Source organism: Polaribacter irgensii 23-P, from assembly GCF_000153225.1.
Lineage (GTDB): Bacteria > Bacteroidota > Bacteroidia > Flavobacteriales > Flavobacteriaceae > Polaribacter > Polaribacter irgensii.
In genome coordinates this window covers 2,310,611-2,328,049 of record NZ_CH724148.1, presented here as the reverse complement: position 1 = coordinate 2,328,049, position 17,439 = coordinate 2,310,611, and the positions used below count along the sequence as shown (strand labels likewise).

The 17,439-nt window shown below is 31.0% G+C and carries 14 protein-coding genes; 2 read left to right on the top strand and 12 right to left on the bottom strand.

Going from position 1 to position 17,439, the window contains the following annotated elements:
- Positions 1-82: 82 nt before the first annotated feature.
- The 7 genes from PI23P_RS10375 to sodN form a co-directional block, all read right to left on the bottom strand.
- Entirely contained in the window at positions 83-2,746 is a 2,664-nt protein-coding gene (locus PI23P_RS10375; protein ID WP_004570801.1) for a carboxypeptidase-like regulatory domain-containing protein, read from the bottom strand.
- Positions 2,733-3,512 carry a GLPGLI family protein gene (locus PI23P_RS10370; protein ID WP_004570800.1) on the bottom strand — a complete coding sequence of 260 codons (780 nt, stop codon included), beginning with the start codon at positions 3,510-3,512 and terminating at the stop codon, positions 2,733-2,735. Before PI23P_RS10370 ends, PI23P_RS10375 begins: the two co-directional genes overlap by 14 nt.
- A gap of 76 nt (positions 3,513-3,588) precedes the next feature.
- On the bottom strand, positions 3,589-3,933 hold the full coding sequence (locus tag PI23P_RS10365) for a hypothetical protein (protein ID WP_004570799.1): 345 nt from the start codon (positions 3,931-3,933) through the stop codon (positions 3,589-3,591).
- Positions 3,934-4,275: 342 nt separating this feature from the next.
- Entirely contained in the window at positions 4,276-5,055 is a 780-nt protein-coding gene (locus tag PI23P_RS10360; RefSeq protein ID WP_004570798.1) for a hypothetical protein, read from the bottom strand.
- A 165-nt stretch (positions 5,056-5,220) separates the two neighbouring features.
- A complete protein-coding gene (locus PI23P_RS10355; RefSeq protein WP_004570797.1) occupies positions 5,221-6,255 on the bottom strand; it encodes a peptidase associated/transthyretin-like domain-containing protein in 1,035 nt (344 codons plus the stop codon).
- A 1,578-nt stretch (positions 6,256-7,833) separates the two neighbouring features.
- Entirely contained in the window at positions 7,834-8,289 is a 456-nt protein-coding gene (locus PI23P_RS10345; protein ID WP_004570795.1) for a DUF2753 family protein, read from the bottom strand.
- Positions 8,290-8,574: 285 nt separating this feature from the next.
- On the bottom strand, positions 8,575-9,069 hold the full coding sequence (gene sodN, locus PI23P_RS10340; protein ID WP_004570794.1) for a superoxide dismutase, Ni: 495 nt from the start codon (positions 9,067-9,069) through the stop codon (positions 8,575-8,577).
- Positions 9,070-9,370: 301 nt separating this feature from the next.
- On the opposite strand from sodN, the gene PI23P_RS10335 reads away from it, so the two are divergent.
- Complete coding sequence (locus PI23P_RS10335; protein ID WP_018941866.1) at positions 9,371-10,027, top strand: metal-dependent transcriptional regulator; 657 nt, start codon at positions 9,371-9,373, stop codon at positions 10,025-10,027.
- A gap of 510 nt (positions 10,028-10,537) precedes the next feature.
- Here the strand turns inward: PI23P_RS10335 and PI23P_RS12540 are convergent.
- The 4 genes from PI23P_RS12540 to PI23P_RS10320 all read right to left on the bottom strand — a co-directional run bounded on the left by PI23P_RS12540 (position 10,538) and on the right by PI23P_RS10320 (position 13,936).
- Positions 10,538-10,711: a hypothetical protein gene (locus tag PI23P_RS12540; protein ID WP_155811767.1), complete on the bottom strand. Its 174-nt coding sequence runs from the start codon at positions 10,709-10,711 to the stop codon at positions 10,538-10,540.
- A 176-nt stretch (positions 10,712-10,887) separates the two neighbouring features.
- On the bottom strand, positions 10,888-11,733 hold the full coding sequence (locus PI23P_RS10330) for a sulfite exporter TauE/SafE family protein (RefSeq protein ID WP_004570791.1): 846 nt from the start codon (positions 11,731-11,733) through the stop codon (positions 10,888-10,890).
- Positions 11,734-11,846: 113 nt separating this feature from the next.
- Complete coding sequence (locus PI23P_RS10325) at positions 11,847-12,875, bottom strand: methionine synthase (RefSeq protein ID WP_004570790.1); 1,029 nt, start codon at positions 12,873-12,875, stop codon at positions 11,847-11,849.
- A 29-nt stretch (positions 12,876-12,904) separates the two neighbouring features.
- The gene (locus tag PI23P_RS10320; RefSeq protein ID WP_004570789.1) at positions 12,905-13,936 is read right to left on the bottom strand and encodes a DUF1852 domain-containing protein; all 1,032 of its coding nucleotides are present in this window, start codon (positions 13,934-13,936) and stop codon (positions 12,905-12,907) included.
- Between the two features lie 134 nt (positions 13,937-14,070).
- Between PI23P_RS10320 and PI23P_RS10315 the strand changes: the two genes are divergently transcribed.
- Positions 14,071-14,556, top strand: coding sequence for an Lrp/AsnC family transcriptional regulator (locus tag PI23P_RS10315; protein ID WP_004570788.1), 486 nt, complete (start codon positions 14,071-14,073; stop codon positions 14,554-14,556).
- An 863-nt stretch (positions 14,557-15,419) separates the two neighbouring features.
- On the opposite strand, the gene PI23P_RS10310 is transcribed toward PI23P_RS10315, so the two are convergent.
- Positions 15,420-16,088 (bottom strand): YiiX/YebB-like N1pC/P60 family cysteine hydrolase, encoded by a 669-nt coding sequence (locus PI23P_RS10310; protein ID WP_238300021.1) that lies wholly within the window; start codon positions 16,086-16,088, stop codon positions 15,420-15,422.
- Positions 16,089-17,439: the final 1,351 nt, after the last annotated feature.

Below are 17,439 nucleotides of genomic sequence, written 5' to 3'. Positions count from 1 at the left end.
AAAGAACTTAACTTTAAGGCTTACTCTTTGTAGCCATTAATTATACAGATTGTTGGTAGCCGTTTTTTATTCCGTTCTAATGTCAAAATCTGTATTCCAATTTTAATAGCACAAATCTTGGCAATAATCTATATTCCGTTGCCGATGTTCCGATGTCGCTTATTGAGAAATTTCTAAATCTTTCAGTATTGAATAGGTTTTTTCCAGTAATACCCAAAGTCAATTTGTTTTCAATGAGTTTATATCTCGCATCAAAATCTAAGAAGTAATAAGTATTATCAGATTGTAAATTTCCAAAATAATAGCGTTCTGATTGTAATTGAAAATCAATTTTCTTATTAAACACAAAGGATAAATCTACAAAACTAACATTATTTGTAAATGAATTATTTATGGTAGTTTCTATCTCTGTTGTTGTCCATTTTGTGCCAATATGGTAGTTGAAGAAACCTTTAAAACCAGAACGCAGTTCAAGACCGTAACTATTGTTATTAGATGTTATTTGTCTTAAAGCTGAGTTGTTTACTATATTCTTAAATTCGCTTTTAGTATAACCCAATTTTAACTTTAAATTAGAGGAAATAAATTTAATATAATAATCGAGTTTAGAATTTATACTTATAAACTCACGGTCTTTAATCAATATTTTTTCAGCCAAAGTAAAGTTTTGATTTATCGTTGAGTTTGTAGAAAAGAAATCGTGATTTTTACTATATAGAATAAATGTGTTTGCAAAAAAGCGATCGTTCCAATTACCAAGCTGGTAGTTAAAAACCAAACTAGAAGCATTTAATTGATTAAAATTTCCTGTTCCTTTTAAAAATGAACGGAATCCTGTTAATACAAAATTACTAAATACATCTATAGTTCTTGCATTGGTGGTGTTGTACGAATAGGAAGATATAATTTTGTTATTATCATTAATTTCCCAGTCAAAACCTAAACTTGGGTTTATAAAAAAGGGGCTTTGATTATTAGATAAGTCATTATTTTCTAAGCGATTAAATAGTTGATGAATATTTAGTTTTCCTACAATACTAAAACCATTAATTTTTAAGTGGTATTTAGTTTTAAGATACAAATCGTTTACTTGGTAAGCTGTTTGGTTTTGATAATCATTTGGATTGTCTAACACTAAATCATCTTGTAAAAGTGAAAATGTAGTTGATAATTTATCTTTTCTGAATTCATTACCAATTTGAAGTTCTAATAAATTACCGTTTGACTTACGGTCTAGTAAATGTGCATTAATACCTGAAAATTGCATTTGATTTGTGCTTTGTTGCGATACATTATTTGCATTACTAAAAGAAGGAAATAAATCTTGATAAAAGAATTGATTTATAGTATAATTTTGGGGTGATTTTTCATCTATATAACGACCTGTGAGTATAAACACTTTTTTGTCCTTAAACTTATTGGTATAGCTTATTTTTTGGTCAAAAAGTGTGTTTTGGTGTTGTAGGTTTTCAATGGTGGAATTACCATTAAAAATTAAATTAGAAATGTCGTTAAAATCTCCATTGTTATATTTTGTTGTAGCCTCTAACATTTTGGTATTAGAAATGTTATAAATAAAATCTACTTTACCAAAAGCAACTCTATTTTTATTGTGCAACTCAAAATCTTGGGTATTGGTGAAATTTGTGCCATTTACGTTTGTAACATCAATGCTGTTTCTAAAAAAGTCAATTTCATCCCAATTAAAAAAACCTAGTGTTTTTATTTTTATTTTTTCGGTTGGGTTAAATATAGCGTTTAGCGATACTAGCTCAGCGTTGTTGAAATTTGTTCTACTTTTTTTGAAACTTAGTTGGTTAGGGGATAGGTTCATAATAGAGTTCATACTTTGATTGTCTCCAATGTTTGCATTCTCATCAAATCTTAAAGGTTTTATGAGATGATTGATGTCGCCTGTAGCATCATAACCAATATTATTAAAATTAGATAAAAGAATATATTTATTCTTTTTTCCGAAATTCATCATGTAAGTTTTTAGATGGTATCTGTTTGCTGAAAGCAAATCAAGTCCAAGAGATACATTGCCAAACCATTGTCTTTTTGCATCGTCTTTTAAAACCAAATTTAAAGCAACTTTGTCACTTTCTTCAATATTGTTTAATAGCCTATTATTAGAATATTTTTGTAAAATTTGTATTTTTTCTAATTGATCTGGTGGCATGTTTTTAGACAATATTTTATATCCACGCTCAAAAAAATCATCACCATCTATCATTAGCTTTTCAATTTCTTGATTTCCTATTTTAATAGTTCCTTCGCTGTCAACAGTAATGCCTGGTATTTTTTTTAGCAAATCTTCTACTGTAGCATCATTACTACTTAAAAACTTACTAACCTTTACTTCTACAGTATCTTTTTTTATTTTTATAATCCTTTCTGAATTAATGATGATTTCATCTAATTCAAATGATTCCATTTCTAAAGAAATATTTAAAAAAAAGTCTTCTTCATCAATATTAAAAATTAAAGGAATTGTTTTAGCTTTAAAACCCATTGAAGAAAATAGTATTTTATATTTCCCACTTTTGTTAAGTTTTAAAAAAAAACTTCCGTTTTCGTTAGAATAAGTATATGTAATGTTATTATTTAAAGCATCTTTGACTGTAATACTAACAAATGGAATAGGCTTTTTTGTTAAATCGCTTGTCAATCCTTTTATAACATTTTGCGCTAAAATAGAATTACATAAAAATACTAAGATAATTAATAGTCTAATTTTTATCATCAAATACCTCTATATCTTTATTACAATCATCACAATTTTTATCTCTTTTAAATGGCTTAGACCCTTTTGGTCTTCTTGCTGACATTTCAGCAAACATATTATCAATCAACTCTTCTTTTTTAATCAAGTAAGCGTCTAAACTAATAGCTTTTTCTAACTCCTTTTCATCAAACTTAAATAAACAATTATCTTTACCTACTTTAATTTTATTTGCAACAACATGAAACACTTTTTCAGTATCATAAAATTCTAAAATTATTCCAGGTAGATTTCTTAATTTCCATGGGCCGTATGGTACAGGAATTTCTTCTGTATACCATGCTATGTAATCTCTACCTCTAAAGCGTATTGTTGCTTTTTTGCATAAAAAATTAGATAATTTTTTGGTTTCTGAATGTAATTTCCAAGATTTTGTAAGTTTTTCTTCTTTTACTAATATCACTTCATCAAAGAAGTTCTCTCTAAAATAAAAAGACTTTATTGAATTATAATAAAACTTGCTAATTGTATTTTTTCTGCCAACAACTATATTTACTTGAGTGCCCATCTGTTTATCCTCTTGATATTTTTCATTTGCACTACTTGTTATATCTATTTCTTTTGAGTAAGAGAATTTTCTATTAAAATATAACTCATATTTTTCTTGATTTACATAATCCAAATTCGTTGTGTATGTATATTCAATTTTTCCACATATATTATTTTCTTGCCCATTCACACTTGAGAATATTGCAAAGAAGATAATAAATAAAATATTTTTTTCCATTTTTTTATGTTTAAGTAATAATCTAAGTGGTCTTAATTAAGACCACCTAGAAAATAATAAAAAATTTAAGTATTAGTTAGCCGTATATTACTACTTCTTCAAGCTCAATAACGTATTCCCATTCAGTACAATATTTTCTACCGTTTCTGTAAATACAGTATCTTACCCAATAATCAAAAACTTCAACTTCAATATTATCTGCTTGAAATATGTTCATCGAGGTTAAGTCATTTACTACTTCATCCGAAGAAGTAAAACTAAGTAAATCAATATTTAATGACTTGAAATTAAAATCATTAAAAATAGCATCATCAATTGATACTAATTTTTCAACATTCTCAGATGTTGCTTCTAAATTGTTGTTTGCAAAAGCAAACGTTCCTACTAGCATAAAGGCTAGTGCAAAAAATACATTTTTCATCGTTATTGTTTTTAACGGTTAAGTTGTCAAACTATACATCTTTTAGGTCTTCGTAATTCGACAAGCGGACTATTCCGCACTTTTTAGACCTGTTGGTTTTCATTATTCACTTTTTTAAGAGTCAATTTATAATTTTATTTTCTCTTCTTCGAGATTCCGTAAATTGGATGGTTTTTAAATTGCTCTTTCTGTGGTCAAATGGCTACCAACGTGTTTGTATAAGATTTTTTGCGTTGATTAAGCAACTAATTTAGTAAATACAAAGTGAATAGAAAATCCGTGAGGATTTTCGTAAGTAAGCAAGAACTAGCAATTAATTTTATACGGTGTTAGCAAACGTATTTAATTAAATTCTGGAGGATTAATCCATATTTTCTTTTCAACATGATTAATTGTAAACCCCTTTTCAACATGAAAGTGTACAAGTTGTTTTTGACTATTTCGAATTATTACAGCAACTTTTCCCCATTTCATGTAAACAGTTTCTTTTCGTAAACCATTAGTAAGAATTTCGGGAACAACTTTGAGAATTAAGTCTGGCTGAATTATTAATTCATATTGTTCAAGTGGAAAAGGCCATTTATGCTCAACAATATTACCTGCTTCGTCCATAACGTAATATGCGATAATTCCTGCAGCCTGTTCATGTTCAACGTGAAGAAATTTGCCATCTAAGAAATATTTTACTTTTTGTCCATTAAATTCTTTTTCATAGTAGCCATTCGGTTTAATACTTTCCATATCTTTATTATCAACAAACATAGCCCCTTTACCCAACTGTGTGTTTAATCTTTCTGAGGCTTTTTTTTCTGCATTGTCTCTCCATTTTTTCAATAATTCTATCGAAAATTTTCCAGTATCTCTGTCAATTAAAACAGAACAGCTTTGACAAAGCCAGACACCATTGGTAATTCCTTGTCTTTCTTTCGAAGATAAATTTTCATCATATCGGGGGCCTTTTTTTGATGCTGCTGTTATATGTGCAGCTACTCCAATACTCGTGTTTTTGTTTTCATCACTATTAGGTCCAACTGTGAGCATTTGGCATTCTGGATTGCTACAAGTGAAACCCACTCGTTTTGCCATTATATCTTTTGTTTTTGTGGTAAAATCATCTCTCATAAAGTAAAAGTTCGTTTAGTTTCTATGTTTGCTAACGTTTTGGTATATGAAAAGTAGCAGATTAAAAATGCTATTACTTTCAGTTTAACAATAAAGATAGCAGGAAAGCACAAACTTTGTAGTTTGCACTTTACTGCTATTTTTTATATACCGTGTTGTGGGCAGTTATTTGTTCTCTAATTCTTTTAAATTATCATAAAAAGTTTTTTCAAGGTTTCCAGAAATCACTTTATTATTTATCCAAAATTTTGTTCTGTAATTAGATTTATCTCTTTTAAGCTTTACATCATCTTTTTGAAATGGCTCTTTTTGGGATTCTATTAAGAATATTTCTGAATGTGATTCATAAGTACTAAACTCTTTTTCTTTTTTTCTTTTAAAAATTGCTTTCTTAATTATCTTTCTATAAGATATAGAATTATAATCATCAAAAGGGTTGTAATGCTCTTCTTCTGATTTGAATAAAATTTTTCCAGATGCGCCTAACCTTTTCCCTATTTTTCCTAACTCATTTTTTTCGATTATAGTTGCTCTTTTTTCTTTTGTCCAATCATCATTAACAAAAATAGTTCCTATTTTATTCATAGCATTATAAACGGTATAACCATTTTCTTCTTTAGATATATCGTAATCTTTAAATTTTTCAATCATTTCTAAAATTGATAATAACTTAAAAGATGGAATAGAGGTTCCTTCGTATTGTAACCTTACAATACCTTTTTTTTCGCTTTTCAATATTTTTTGATTAGCAAAAGAACGATATTCTAATATTTTAGGCTCAACTTTATTTTTTTTCTTATTGAATTCAAACTGAACAATTCCATCAATATATCTTCTTTTTTTATCATTTTTAAAATCAAAGGTTCTAAAGTAAAACTTATAATAAGTTGAACTATTTTTTTTAGGACTACTTAAAACAATTTCGTCTAAAACAATAACTTTAGGGTCTAAAAAAATTGTATCTTTTATTTCATTTATTAATTTGTTTTTTTCAAAATATCCATATTTAAAGAATTTTAAATTTTTATTATATTGTTTTTTAAATTTGAAAAAACCAAACTCATCAGTTATAGATACAACTTTATTCAAACTATCTAATACATAAACGTAATCAATAGGTTTATTGGTCTTTGCATCAATTACTTTTCCAGATACTATACTTTCTTGTGAATTAACTATAGCACTAATAAATAGTGCCATAGTTAATAATTTAAATCTAAATCTCATATTTCTAATGTGAATAAGGATTTGCATCTTTTATGCTTATTCCGAGAATAGTTATACTTGTAGATGCCCATTGACAACTAAGCCATGAATGTCCATATCTCGCTTTGTGTCCAGCTTTGACTTCTTGCGGAAACATTGAGGTTAAAAATAGAGCTGTCATTAATACTACTGACGTTTTTTTTAAAGATTTCATTTTAATCATATTTAGTTATTTTACACTTCAATATTTTTCAAGGAGTATTGAAATGATTTGCATTATTGCCATAAAAAAGTATTTTCTTTTTTAATTCTCCTTCTAATGGACATTTCAAATTTTCAATTCTTTTATTTTTTTCTTCCAAGCAGAATTTGTTCTTGGATATGGTTTAACTTCGGTTTTTAATTGCCCACAACTTGTTTATAGGCTTACCTTTTATCCGTATTAGTGTCTATATTGGGGGGATATACGGAACTTTATACGTTTTTGCATTTTTCTTTACAGCGTCAAATTATTGAAAAAAAAAGACTTTTAGCTTTTAAAGTTTTACAGAACGAACGGCTCCTTTTATCTATCGGATAATGACATTAAAGCAAAATTTTTCAATAATTACTTATAAAATAAAACTACATTAAAATTGCATTCGTGTCAATCCCTTAAAATGGTATAAATTTAGTATCCCTGAATTCAGGGTTATTTCCTCGCTTCTTATTAAAGCAAGGGAAACAACACATCTTTTTCTCAATGCATAGGTCTTTTTCCTATATTTTTAAATTGTACCAAAACTATAATTCAGGAACAGCACAAAAATTTCATATAATTAATTTTAAAATAGATTTAAAATTAAAGCAATTATGGCGAGTACAAATTGTATCATTCTTTTTTTAATTTATGTATTGTTCGCTGATCCATGATTATTGAAAAAAAAAAGACTTTTAGCTTTAAAAGTTTTTACAGAACGAGCTGCTCCTTTTATCTATCGGATAATAATATAAAAGCAAACTGTTTCAATAATCGCTTTTAAAACAAAACTACATTAAAATAGTATTCGTGTCAATCCCTGAAAATGGTATGATTTGGGTATTCCTGTAAATAGGGTATACCTTTGCAGTTGCTTTAAAGTGGCGTGTTTTTTTTATTTTAGAGTAGATGGGGAGGGAAGTGTTCTTGTTTTCTGCGCTTAGCAACTATTTGAATGATTAACTCGTTCAATAAAACATCAACCAAGAAAGTCCGTTTGGACTTTTGTAAATACCCAAGAAATAGCAATTAATGCAGCGGGTGTAACCATTGTTGTTTGTCTTTATAATGTAGTTTGCTATTTTTAGTTTCTAACATTGTATGTATAAAGACAGCAATAAGTTCTTCTAATATAGCTAAGGACACAGCGCTATTATGCAAAATAACGTTGTAAAATTCTTTTAAATCAAATTGATTGACTAGTTCATTTTTTGCTTTTTCTCTGAGTTCTAGATTTGAACAGCAAACAATAGTCAGGTTTTAATAGTGTTAAAATCCCCCTTTTTTTAATTTAAATTTTAAAAAAATCCAATTAGATTTATCTGTTATTGATATCAAATGGAGGGAATAGTTTTAAATTCTTGTTGAATACGGTGTACTATTTTTTGATAACCATTAGCTTCTAAATTATTGCGGTTTGCAAAATCGATGTAAGTAAAAAGAGCTCTTTTTAATTCTTTTTGAATGATAGAATTATTTCCTTGATTTTCTTTTGTTAAAAATAAAAAATAATAGACAACCCTTTGTAACATTTTTTCGCCTTTTTTAATTTCACCTATTTCTTCATACGTGTAAGCAATATTGTTACATGATATGGCAAATATTTGCTTGTGTGGAACTCCTAAACGATCCGTTTTTAATTTATTAGAACACAAAACTTCTGCTCTAAACAAAGCTTCTTCATAAACAAGAAGTGCTTTTTTAAAATTACCTTCATTAAAAAATTGATTTGCTGCATTTGTTTTTTCTTTCCAAACAGATGCGATGTGTTGTATGCAAGATTCATTCATGATTTTTTTGTTTAATTTTTAAAATAACTTTTCCTTTAATCATACTGGGTGTGACGATTCCGATAGTTTGACTATCTGTACTCATAGGGTGTATGCCTTTTACACGGTATCCAGTCTTCTTCTTTTACTAAATTTTTTTAATCAAATATCCATAGCTGGCATGTTGAAATGTGATTACATCTTCTATCCTTAAGTGTATCAATCTCGGAGTTATTGATACAATATAATCACCTTCCAAATAGGAAGGAGACATGCTGTATCCTTTTATTATGGATAGTTTTAACATTATAATTCTGGATAGATTACAGCGAGCGCAGGAGGATAAGGATAAACAGATTTTTTAGTAGTAATGCCTTTTATTTCCCAAAATAGCTCTGCAAAACGATTTACTTTTTCAAGCAACTCTAAAGCAGCATCTGTGTTTACCTCTTGTCTTGCTTTAGAGCCAAGTAGCATGATACGGTGCGTCAAATCGTGTAATTCGGGATACTTTTCAAATTGTGGTGGCTTAAAAAAATCTCCCCAAATGATGCGTATTTCGTGTTTAACAATGGCGGCGTGCCGTTCTTTTTCGGCAATATATCTGCTGACTTCATTCTGGCAATCCACGGAGTGTTTTACAGTACTGTGGTCGTTCATTAAATCAGTCATGCGAATGATTGTTAAACACCCTATAATTGCGTGACCAGGATCATAGATACCACAAGGGATGTCGCAGTGCGCATGCACTTCTTGTACCGGTGTAATTTTTTTTACCAGGTTTAAGATGTTAGATAGCATGATTTTTGTTTTTTTTGAGTTGTTTTTTAATGAATATTATGGAAATTATAATAAGAGTGCTTGTCAAGATTGAAGTAATTCCAAAACTTATAGACTCAGTTATGTGAAGATGAGATATTGATTTAATATCAGTGTGACCAGTATGAGCCAAAGCAGCTTCAATCCCTAAGAGGGAAAAGTAAGTGTAAATAGTATTTTTTTCATAACTTTTTATTTGTTTTATAGTACAAATATAATAAGTTAGATGAGACTAACAAATATGTTTGGTAATATTTATTATATTTGCGTTTTAATTTATAATATGCCAACACAAGCAAAAGAGAATTATTTGAAAGCTATTTATCTTCTGAGTAGAGAAAGTATTGATGTTTCTATTACAGAATTGTCCAAAAAGATGAATGTGAGTAAACCTACGTCCAATAATATGGTAAAGAAAATGGAAGAGAGAGGTTGGTTATTATATGAAAAATACAAGCCTATAAAATTAACCTCCAAAGGAGAAAAACTAGGTGCCTTAATTGTTAGGAAACACAGATTGACAGAAATGTTTTTATCTAAAGTAATGGGGTTCGGATGGGAAGAGGTACATGATATTGCAGAAGAAGTGGAACATATTAGTTCAATTATTTTTTTTGATAGGATGGATAAAATATTAGGATTTCCTACTTTAGACCCCCACGGTTCACCGATTCCAGATAGGGAAGGGGAAGTATTGAAAGTTAATTATTTGAAATTAGGGAGCATTAAAGAAGGACAGAAAGTGAAATTGCGAGGATTAGAAAATAGTTCTAAAGATTTATTACTCTATTTAAATAAGAAAAGAATTAAGCTGGGAACCGTCTTATTAATTCGGCATATAGAAACATTTGACAATAGTTTTGAAGTTTTGCTTGAAGACAATGCTACGATCGTTTTAACGTTTGATGTTTGTCAATCTCTTTTGGTTGAAGAAGTTTGATTTTTTCATGAGCCACACCGTTTTTGCATCGGGTGATTTTCGTGCTGTAAACAATCAATTACTCAATAAAACACTGACTAAATACGTCTGTTTGATTTTCTTAAATAAGCTATACGTCAGCAATTAATTCGAGACCACTTACGTATACAATCGCTAACTTTGTAGATAAATCAGAAATAACAAAAGAGAGAATGAAGGTCAATTTATATGGCATTAGCAATAGTATCTTTTTTCTTCATTTCTTTATAATCACAAACCAAATAACAACGGAACCCCTAAAATCATGATTTTTCAGTACCATGAATGCTGTCTTTAAAAATTCTAATACGGATAGTCATATGAAAACAGGCACTTGCAATAATAGATTTTGAAGTTTCCGCCACCTGTCCGATTCTCCAACTTTTAAGACACATCATTCCTAAAAAGAAACGATTGTCGCCAAGACGTGCCTTTGTTAAAATTGTCAAATGGCATAAATGGCAAATACATCCAACCATTCACTGTTTTTCCCTAAGATTTTAATCTTTTCAATTCATTTGTCAAGTATCCTATCCATCCGTATTCTTCGATCATACAATAAAGAGAAGTCCCAATGGAGGCAATGAGGCCACAGAGATGACAGTTACTTTTAAAGTCACTTTTTACTTCAATTATTATTAGAAGTGTGATTGGAATAGACATCATTGTAAGACTTTTTGTTTTTGAAATACAAATCAAACTAAAAAAGCGGCACGGATTTTTAGAAGTAGGTCGGCACAAGCAATTGTAGATAGTCATTCTTGTGCTTCGTTATTATTCCAATTTGTCTCGTATATTTTTAATATCTGTGGGATGCATTTGATCTTTATTTAAGTCGGGATTTACGGCAGTTCACCTCTAAAAACTGTAGAACTCAACGCCAACTTAATCCCCACAATTAGCAACAATACGGCGAAGGCTTTTTTCAACGCTGCTGCTGGCAATTTATGTGCAAGTCTTGCACCGATACGTGCGGTGAAAAAGCTAGCGAAACTCACACAAATAAATGCATACATATGTACAAAGCCGAATACACCGTTAGGCAATGCATCTTTTACACTGGGATCAAGAAATTGCCCAAAGACAAAAAAACCAAAAGCGCCAGAGGCAGCGATCGGTAAGCCACAGGCGGCAGATGTACCTACTGCATGCTGAATTTTTAAACCATAATAACTCAATATCGGAACGGTTAGTGTACCTCCGCCAATACCAAAAATAGCAGAAACAATACCGATAAAACCACCCAAGCTAGTCTGCCCCATAGGCGAGGGTAGTTTGCTTAGGTTGTTTTCTTCCAAAGATTTATTTTTCATAAACAACATTTTTAATCCTACCAAGAAGGCACCAATACCAATTATTGCCTGAAGAGAATTACCCTGAATGACAGAGGCAACACCAGCACCCATCAGTGAACCGATTACCAATCCTGGTGCCATGCGTTTCCATACATTCCAATTTACAGCTCCTTTCCTATCATGTGCACGAAGTGAACTAATGGACGTAACAATAATGGTTGTAAGGGATGTACCAATACCAACATGTGTAAGTGCGGCTTCTGGGACGCCTTGTGCTTTAAAAATGTAAATTAATACCGGTACAATTATCATACCGCCACCAATACCAAACAAACCTGCAAGTACTCCAGAGATGGCACCTGCAGCGAGGTAATAGAGAATATATAGATCCATAGACAAATTAAATTTTTAATGGGTTTATTAGTTATTAGGTTTTCATTTGATGAAATAAAACGATTAAATATAGCGTCAAATGCGGAAACTATTTTTGAGTCAATGCACTGGAGTTAAATTCCAAGTTCTTTGCGTATAATTTTTGCTCCTGCGCTTAAAGCACTTAACTTTCCTCCTGCTACGTCCCGGGATAACGGGGCCATACCGCAGTTTGTACTAGGGTAAAGATTTTCAACATCTACAAACTCGAGAGCTTTGCGTATTGTGTTGGCCACTTCTTCAGGTGTTTCGATTTTATTGGTTGCCACATCAATTGCGCCGATCATTACTTTTTTCCCGCGAAGGAGTTCAATTAAATTGAAAGGTACGTGTGAGTTATGACATTCTAATGAGACCATATCAATACTAGAATTTTGAATTTTTGGAAAAATATCTTCGTACTGACGCCATTCTGAACCTAATGTCTTTTTCCAATCCGTATTCGCTTTTATTCCATATCCGTAACAAATATGTAGGGCAGTTTCGCAGTTTAAACCTTCAATGGCTCTTTCCAATACAGCCATTCCCCAATCGTTTACTTCGTCAAAGAACACATTAAATGCGGGCTCATCAAATTGAATAATATCTACTCCCGCATCTTGGAGTTCTCTTGCTTCTTCATTGAGTGCTTTTGCAAATTCCCAAGCTAATTTTTCTCGACTTTTGTAATGGTTATCGTACAGCGTATCTACCATGGTCATCGGTCCCGGTAATGCCCATTTTATAGGCTTGTTCGTCTGTTTACGCAAAAATTTAGCATCGTCGACAAACACTGCTTTTTGACGTGAAACCTCGGATACAACAACTGGAACGCTTGCATCATAGCGGTTGCGAATTTTTACAGTTTTACGATTTTTAAAATCGACACCACTCAAATGCTCAATAAAAGTCGTTACAAAATGTTGACGTGTTTGTTCACCATCACTTATGATGTCAATTCCAGCCAATTGTTGCTCGTGAAAAGAAACGCGCAAAGCATCTTGTTTCCCTTCAAGTAACTGATCGCCTTCTAATTTCCAAGGTGACCAGAGTTTTTCGGGAGGTGCAAGCCAAGCGGGTTTGGGTAAACTTCCAACAGTTGAGGTTGGTAATAATTTTTTCATAATAGTTTAATTTTAATGTTTCGTATTAATTAAAGAGTAAAATTAGCAGACCACTGTTCTAGGGCACTTTTGTAAGGCGTAATGAAATGCTTTTCTGCAAATTTACCTTGCTCAATTCCTAATTGGGTGCGCTCTTCTCGGTTGTATATAATTTTCGTTATTGAATGGTCTTGATTATTTAAACTAGGTTTATAGCAAGCTCCTGCTATAGAATTGGCATTGTAAATTTCAGGTCTATAAATCTTTTGGAACGTATCCATGGTGCTAATGGTGCTTATTAATTCAAGGTTTGTATAGTCAGCTAGTAAATCGCCAAAGAAATAAAACGCAAAAGGTGCAACGCTATTAGTGGGCATAAAATAACGAACTTGTAAGCCCATTTTTTTGAAGTATTGCACTGTTAAAGAAGATTTATCCGATTCGTATTCAAACCCTAATATCGGATGCTGGTTTCCGGTACGATGATACGTTCTATTTTCTGACACACTCAAACACATCACAGGTGGTTTCATAAAGTGTTCTTTGTAGCGCTCTGATTGTACAAAGGACTTAAATAAATTGCCGTGTAATTCACCAAAACTTTTCGGAATACTAAAGAGGTCCTTACCTTTGTTGTGCTCTAAAAGCTGTATGCTAAAATCATAATCGCGCACGTAAGAAGAAAAGTTATTTCCTGCAATACCTTCAATGTGTTTGCCTGTTTTATGATCGATAATATGCGTTTTTAAAATCTCAATTAATGGAAACGTTGTCGCGCTAGCATCAATGTCTAAATCAACAGAAACAATTTCTAATTCCAACGAATAGCGATTGTTGTTAGGGTTATCCCAGCTTGCCAAAGTGTTAAAACGATGGTTCATCATATTAATCGCATTGCGCAAGTTTTCTTGACGATTTGCTCCTATTGCCAAGTTGGCAAAATTGGTTGTTCTACGCGTACTACTGGAGGGTGTATAGTGCTCATCGAAACAGATACTCTTTAGTCTGAATGTTAAATCATTCTCGATGGTATGCTGAATGTTTTCCATACTGTTCTTATCGTTTAATATGATCGCTTTCATTTGATGATAATTGTTGTTTTTTACCTTACAAATCTCAAATAAAAAGATTAATTATCATAATTTTCATTTAAAATTGGATAATATATCTGTTTATCTTATTTTTGAAGGTAATTAATCTTTTTAAAAGAGTAAAAATGAAAAAAACAGATAATTTCTCTTCAGAAAACTTAGACACAATTGATTTTGAGTTGCTTAGAATGCTTCAAAAAGACGCTAAATTAACAATTAAAGAAATAGCGATACGAGTAAATTTATCTCCAACACCAGTTTATGAAAGAATTAAACGAATGGAAAAAGAGGGTTTGATAGAAAGGTACATCGCTATTGTGAATGCTGAAAAAGCAGGTAAAAATTTAACTGTATTTTGTAACATCATTTTAAAGGAACATACCAAAGAGATCGTAAATAAGTTTGTAAGAGACATCGTTTCGCTTAAAGAAGTGGTGGAATGTTACAATATTTCGGGCGACTATGATTTTTTATTAAAAATTGTGATAAAAGATATGAAGCATTATCAATTTTTTGTGATCAATGAGTTGGGCTCGGTGAAAAATATTGGAAGTGCACACAGTACATTTGTTATTGGGGTTATAAAACACAACTATGCGGTTCCAGTGTAGTGATGGTCTATAGAATAATGATTGGGTTAAAATTTAAGAATTCCATACTATGGCTTTTCGATGTTTTCTTTTGAATTCAATTAGGAAAGCTATAAAATCTTGCTTTTTCTCCAAGATGCTGTCTTTTGAATCTGGACATTTGAGTACAACGTTTGTATGTGGTTTGTTGCTATTTTTGGGTGATAGGATTTTCTAATGGACACTTACCAGTAGATAAAGATACAACCAACTTTTAGTTTAGCAGTCATTCCGCAATTTTGCATGCTTGGTGTTGGTAATCGTTTTTTGTTTTCAGGATAATGTGTTTTCTATCTTAATTATAATAACGGACTCCTTTTTCGGTGACTTTTCCAATCGCTTCAATTTTCACAACTACTTCCAAAATCATAAATTTGGTATGCGTTCATTTTATTTTCGTTAATTGTGTCAAGTATTTTTTATAAGGTCTAAAACTAGGTGTATTTTAATTTATTTTCCGCTTTTGGAGATGTAAAAATAGGTCGAAGAATAATATTAGGGCTGCAGATTGAATCTCTTTTAAAATTCCGTTTTTAGGCTTTTATGTGCTCTTTTATTTCTTTTGTGTTTTTTTCAATTTCGTTTTTTGACTCCGCCATTTTATGATGCCTCCAATATAATTTTCTGGAATTAAAGTTGCAGTATTTTCAGTCTTAAGCAACGTTTAGAGAGTAATCGTCCTAAAATAAGTACGATAATTGTACCGTTTATAATATCGTTTTTTATTACTGCCACGGTCTTGGCTGAAGCTATCAAGGGAATTGGAAAGAATTGCTAGTGAAGCACCAAATCCCGTTTAACCATTCCCGTTATTGGTAATAGTGTATAGACCATTCATTTACTTTTTATTCATTTTCATAATCATGAACAAATTTTAGATGAGGACTACTGGCCATTAAATTAGGATTTGTTCCTTCAATTCCTTCAGGAATTGGTTGGTTGCGTGTTTCGTAGTACCTGTCCCAACTAGGCATTAGGTTTCCTGTGCTGTCTTTAAAGGTCATAGGATGTGTAAGAAAAGGAATTGATTCTTTTGGTAAATCTTGAGAAGAAAACATTTTGTAAACTAATTCAGAGCAATAATAAGAATCGTCATCCCATAAAAAAATTTCATCATAAGGGGTATTTATTCTTGCCATTCCGTACGCTATTGCTTCAGAAATATATGCTTGGTAATAGCGTTCCAGTCTTGCTACTGTGGTTTTAGATTTGTTGATTTTATTTTTATTCCTATTCAGAAACGCAAGTAAAGGAGTTTTGCAAATTCCTTTTTTTGGAATTGCTTCCAGTACAAACCATTGGTCATCTTCTTGCATTGCCATTCCAATATGCGAATAGTTTTTAGAAAATGAAGTTGCCGATACATCTTTAATTGCAGTAGCTGTTTCGCCTGTTCCTGTGTTTTGGAAAAGTAAATCCCCTTCTTCTATTTGAAAATTATTATTGCTATTGCAACTGATTACAATAAGGTGGAAGGTAAGAAGGATAAAAGTTTGCTTTAGGATTTTGTTCATGATCGTTTGGTTTTTCATTTTAGAACGGGTCAAAATTATTGCCAACGTATTTGGATAAGTTCAGTTACGCAATTTAGGGGCGAAAGTAGCAAATAAATTACAGCCAGAATGTCTATTAGGGCTTTTTTAGATAAGCTAAAACTAGCAATTAATCTTATACGGTGTTTGCTGTAGTTTTATTTCTTTTCAAGTTTAGTTTCTTGTCATACTTTTTCAAATCTCTGAATGCAATTGTACATAGCTAATTCCATTCTCTCAAATAAATTAATAAAAATATTTTTTTTGTTCCGTTTAATATTTTTTCTTCGGTGCTATTTTCAAATCTTATAGGTACTGGATAACGAGTCCAATAAGAATCTCCTTTAGTAAGAGTTTTTAATAAGTTAATTTCAGTAAGAGTAAATTCAAAAATGCAGATTTTTTTTTGATAACTCATAGCGGTTGCGATTATTTGAAATAGATTTTTAATTTTGCACCTTTTACAGTATCTGGATTTCTGGAAATACTGAAGGCTTTCATTAAATTCTCAATAGCAAAACCTATTAGTAAAAAATAAGAACGTGAAATTCCAGGTTTTTTTAAAATTTGATTTTTTGATGCATCAATTTGTATTACAATACTATTATTTTTTTCTTAATAAATAATTTCACTGGAGTCAAATAATTCATTTGCATATTGCATCCATTCTGTAGAATGTCCTAATTGTTCTTGTTTTTCAGCATTGTTCTTCATTTTTTTATGCACACCTTTAGTGTTTCTATGTGCTTATTTAAGTTGTTTAAGAGACTAAATTATTAAATAAAACACGAACCAAGAAAGTCCGTTCTGATTTTTGTAAAGACCCTAAAACCAGCAATTAATTTTTTACATTGTTACCAGCAGGCTCTCCGTTTTTCAGTCTGAAAATATTCTGTTAAATTGCTTTTTTGAGTTTTCTTTGTTTTCAATGTTTGAGTACAATAGAGCGTGTTTCTTCCGCAATATTTTTAATTCTGCTTACTATTATTTTTTTTATTTCATTCTTTTAATCAGCTATCACAGGCTATCTGCGGATTGGAGGTATTGCTATCCTCCGCATTTGTTTACAAAACGAACGAAAGTTCTTTTTTATGTTGCAGAAATACAGCCTCTTTAATGCAGTGTTTCAATCCCTTCAAATGGTATAATCTGAAAATCCCTGAATTTAGTACCCAGAGACATGGGTTTTTATTGTTGTTCTCTGTTTTAGAAACACGAGACCGTCTAGGTGTTTTGATGTTTTTTTGGGACATTTACCACGGAAGGCGAAGAAGATTTTTTCTTGTATTTCGCTGCAGTTTTTGGGTGCAAAAAAGATAAATAAAAAAGCCCT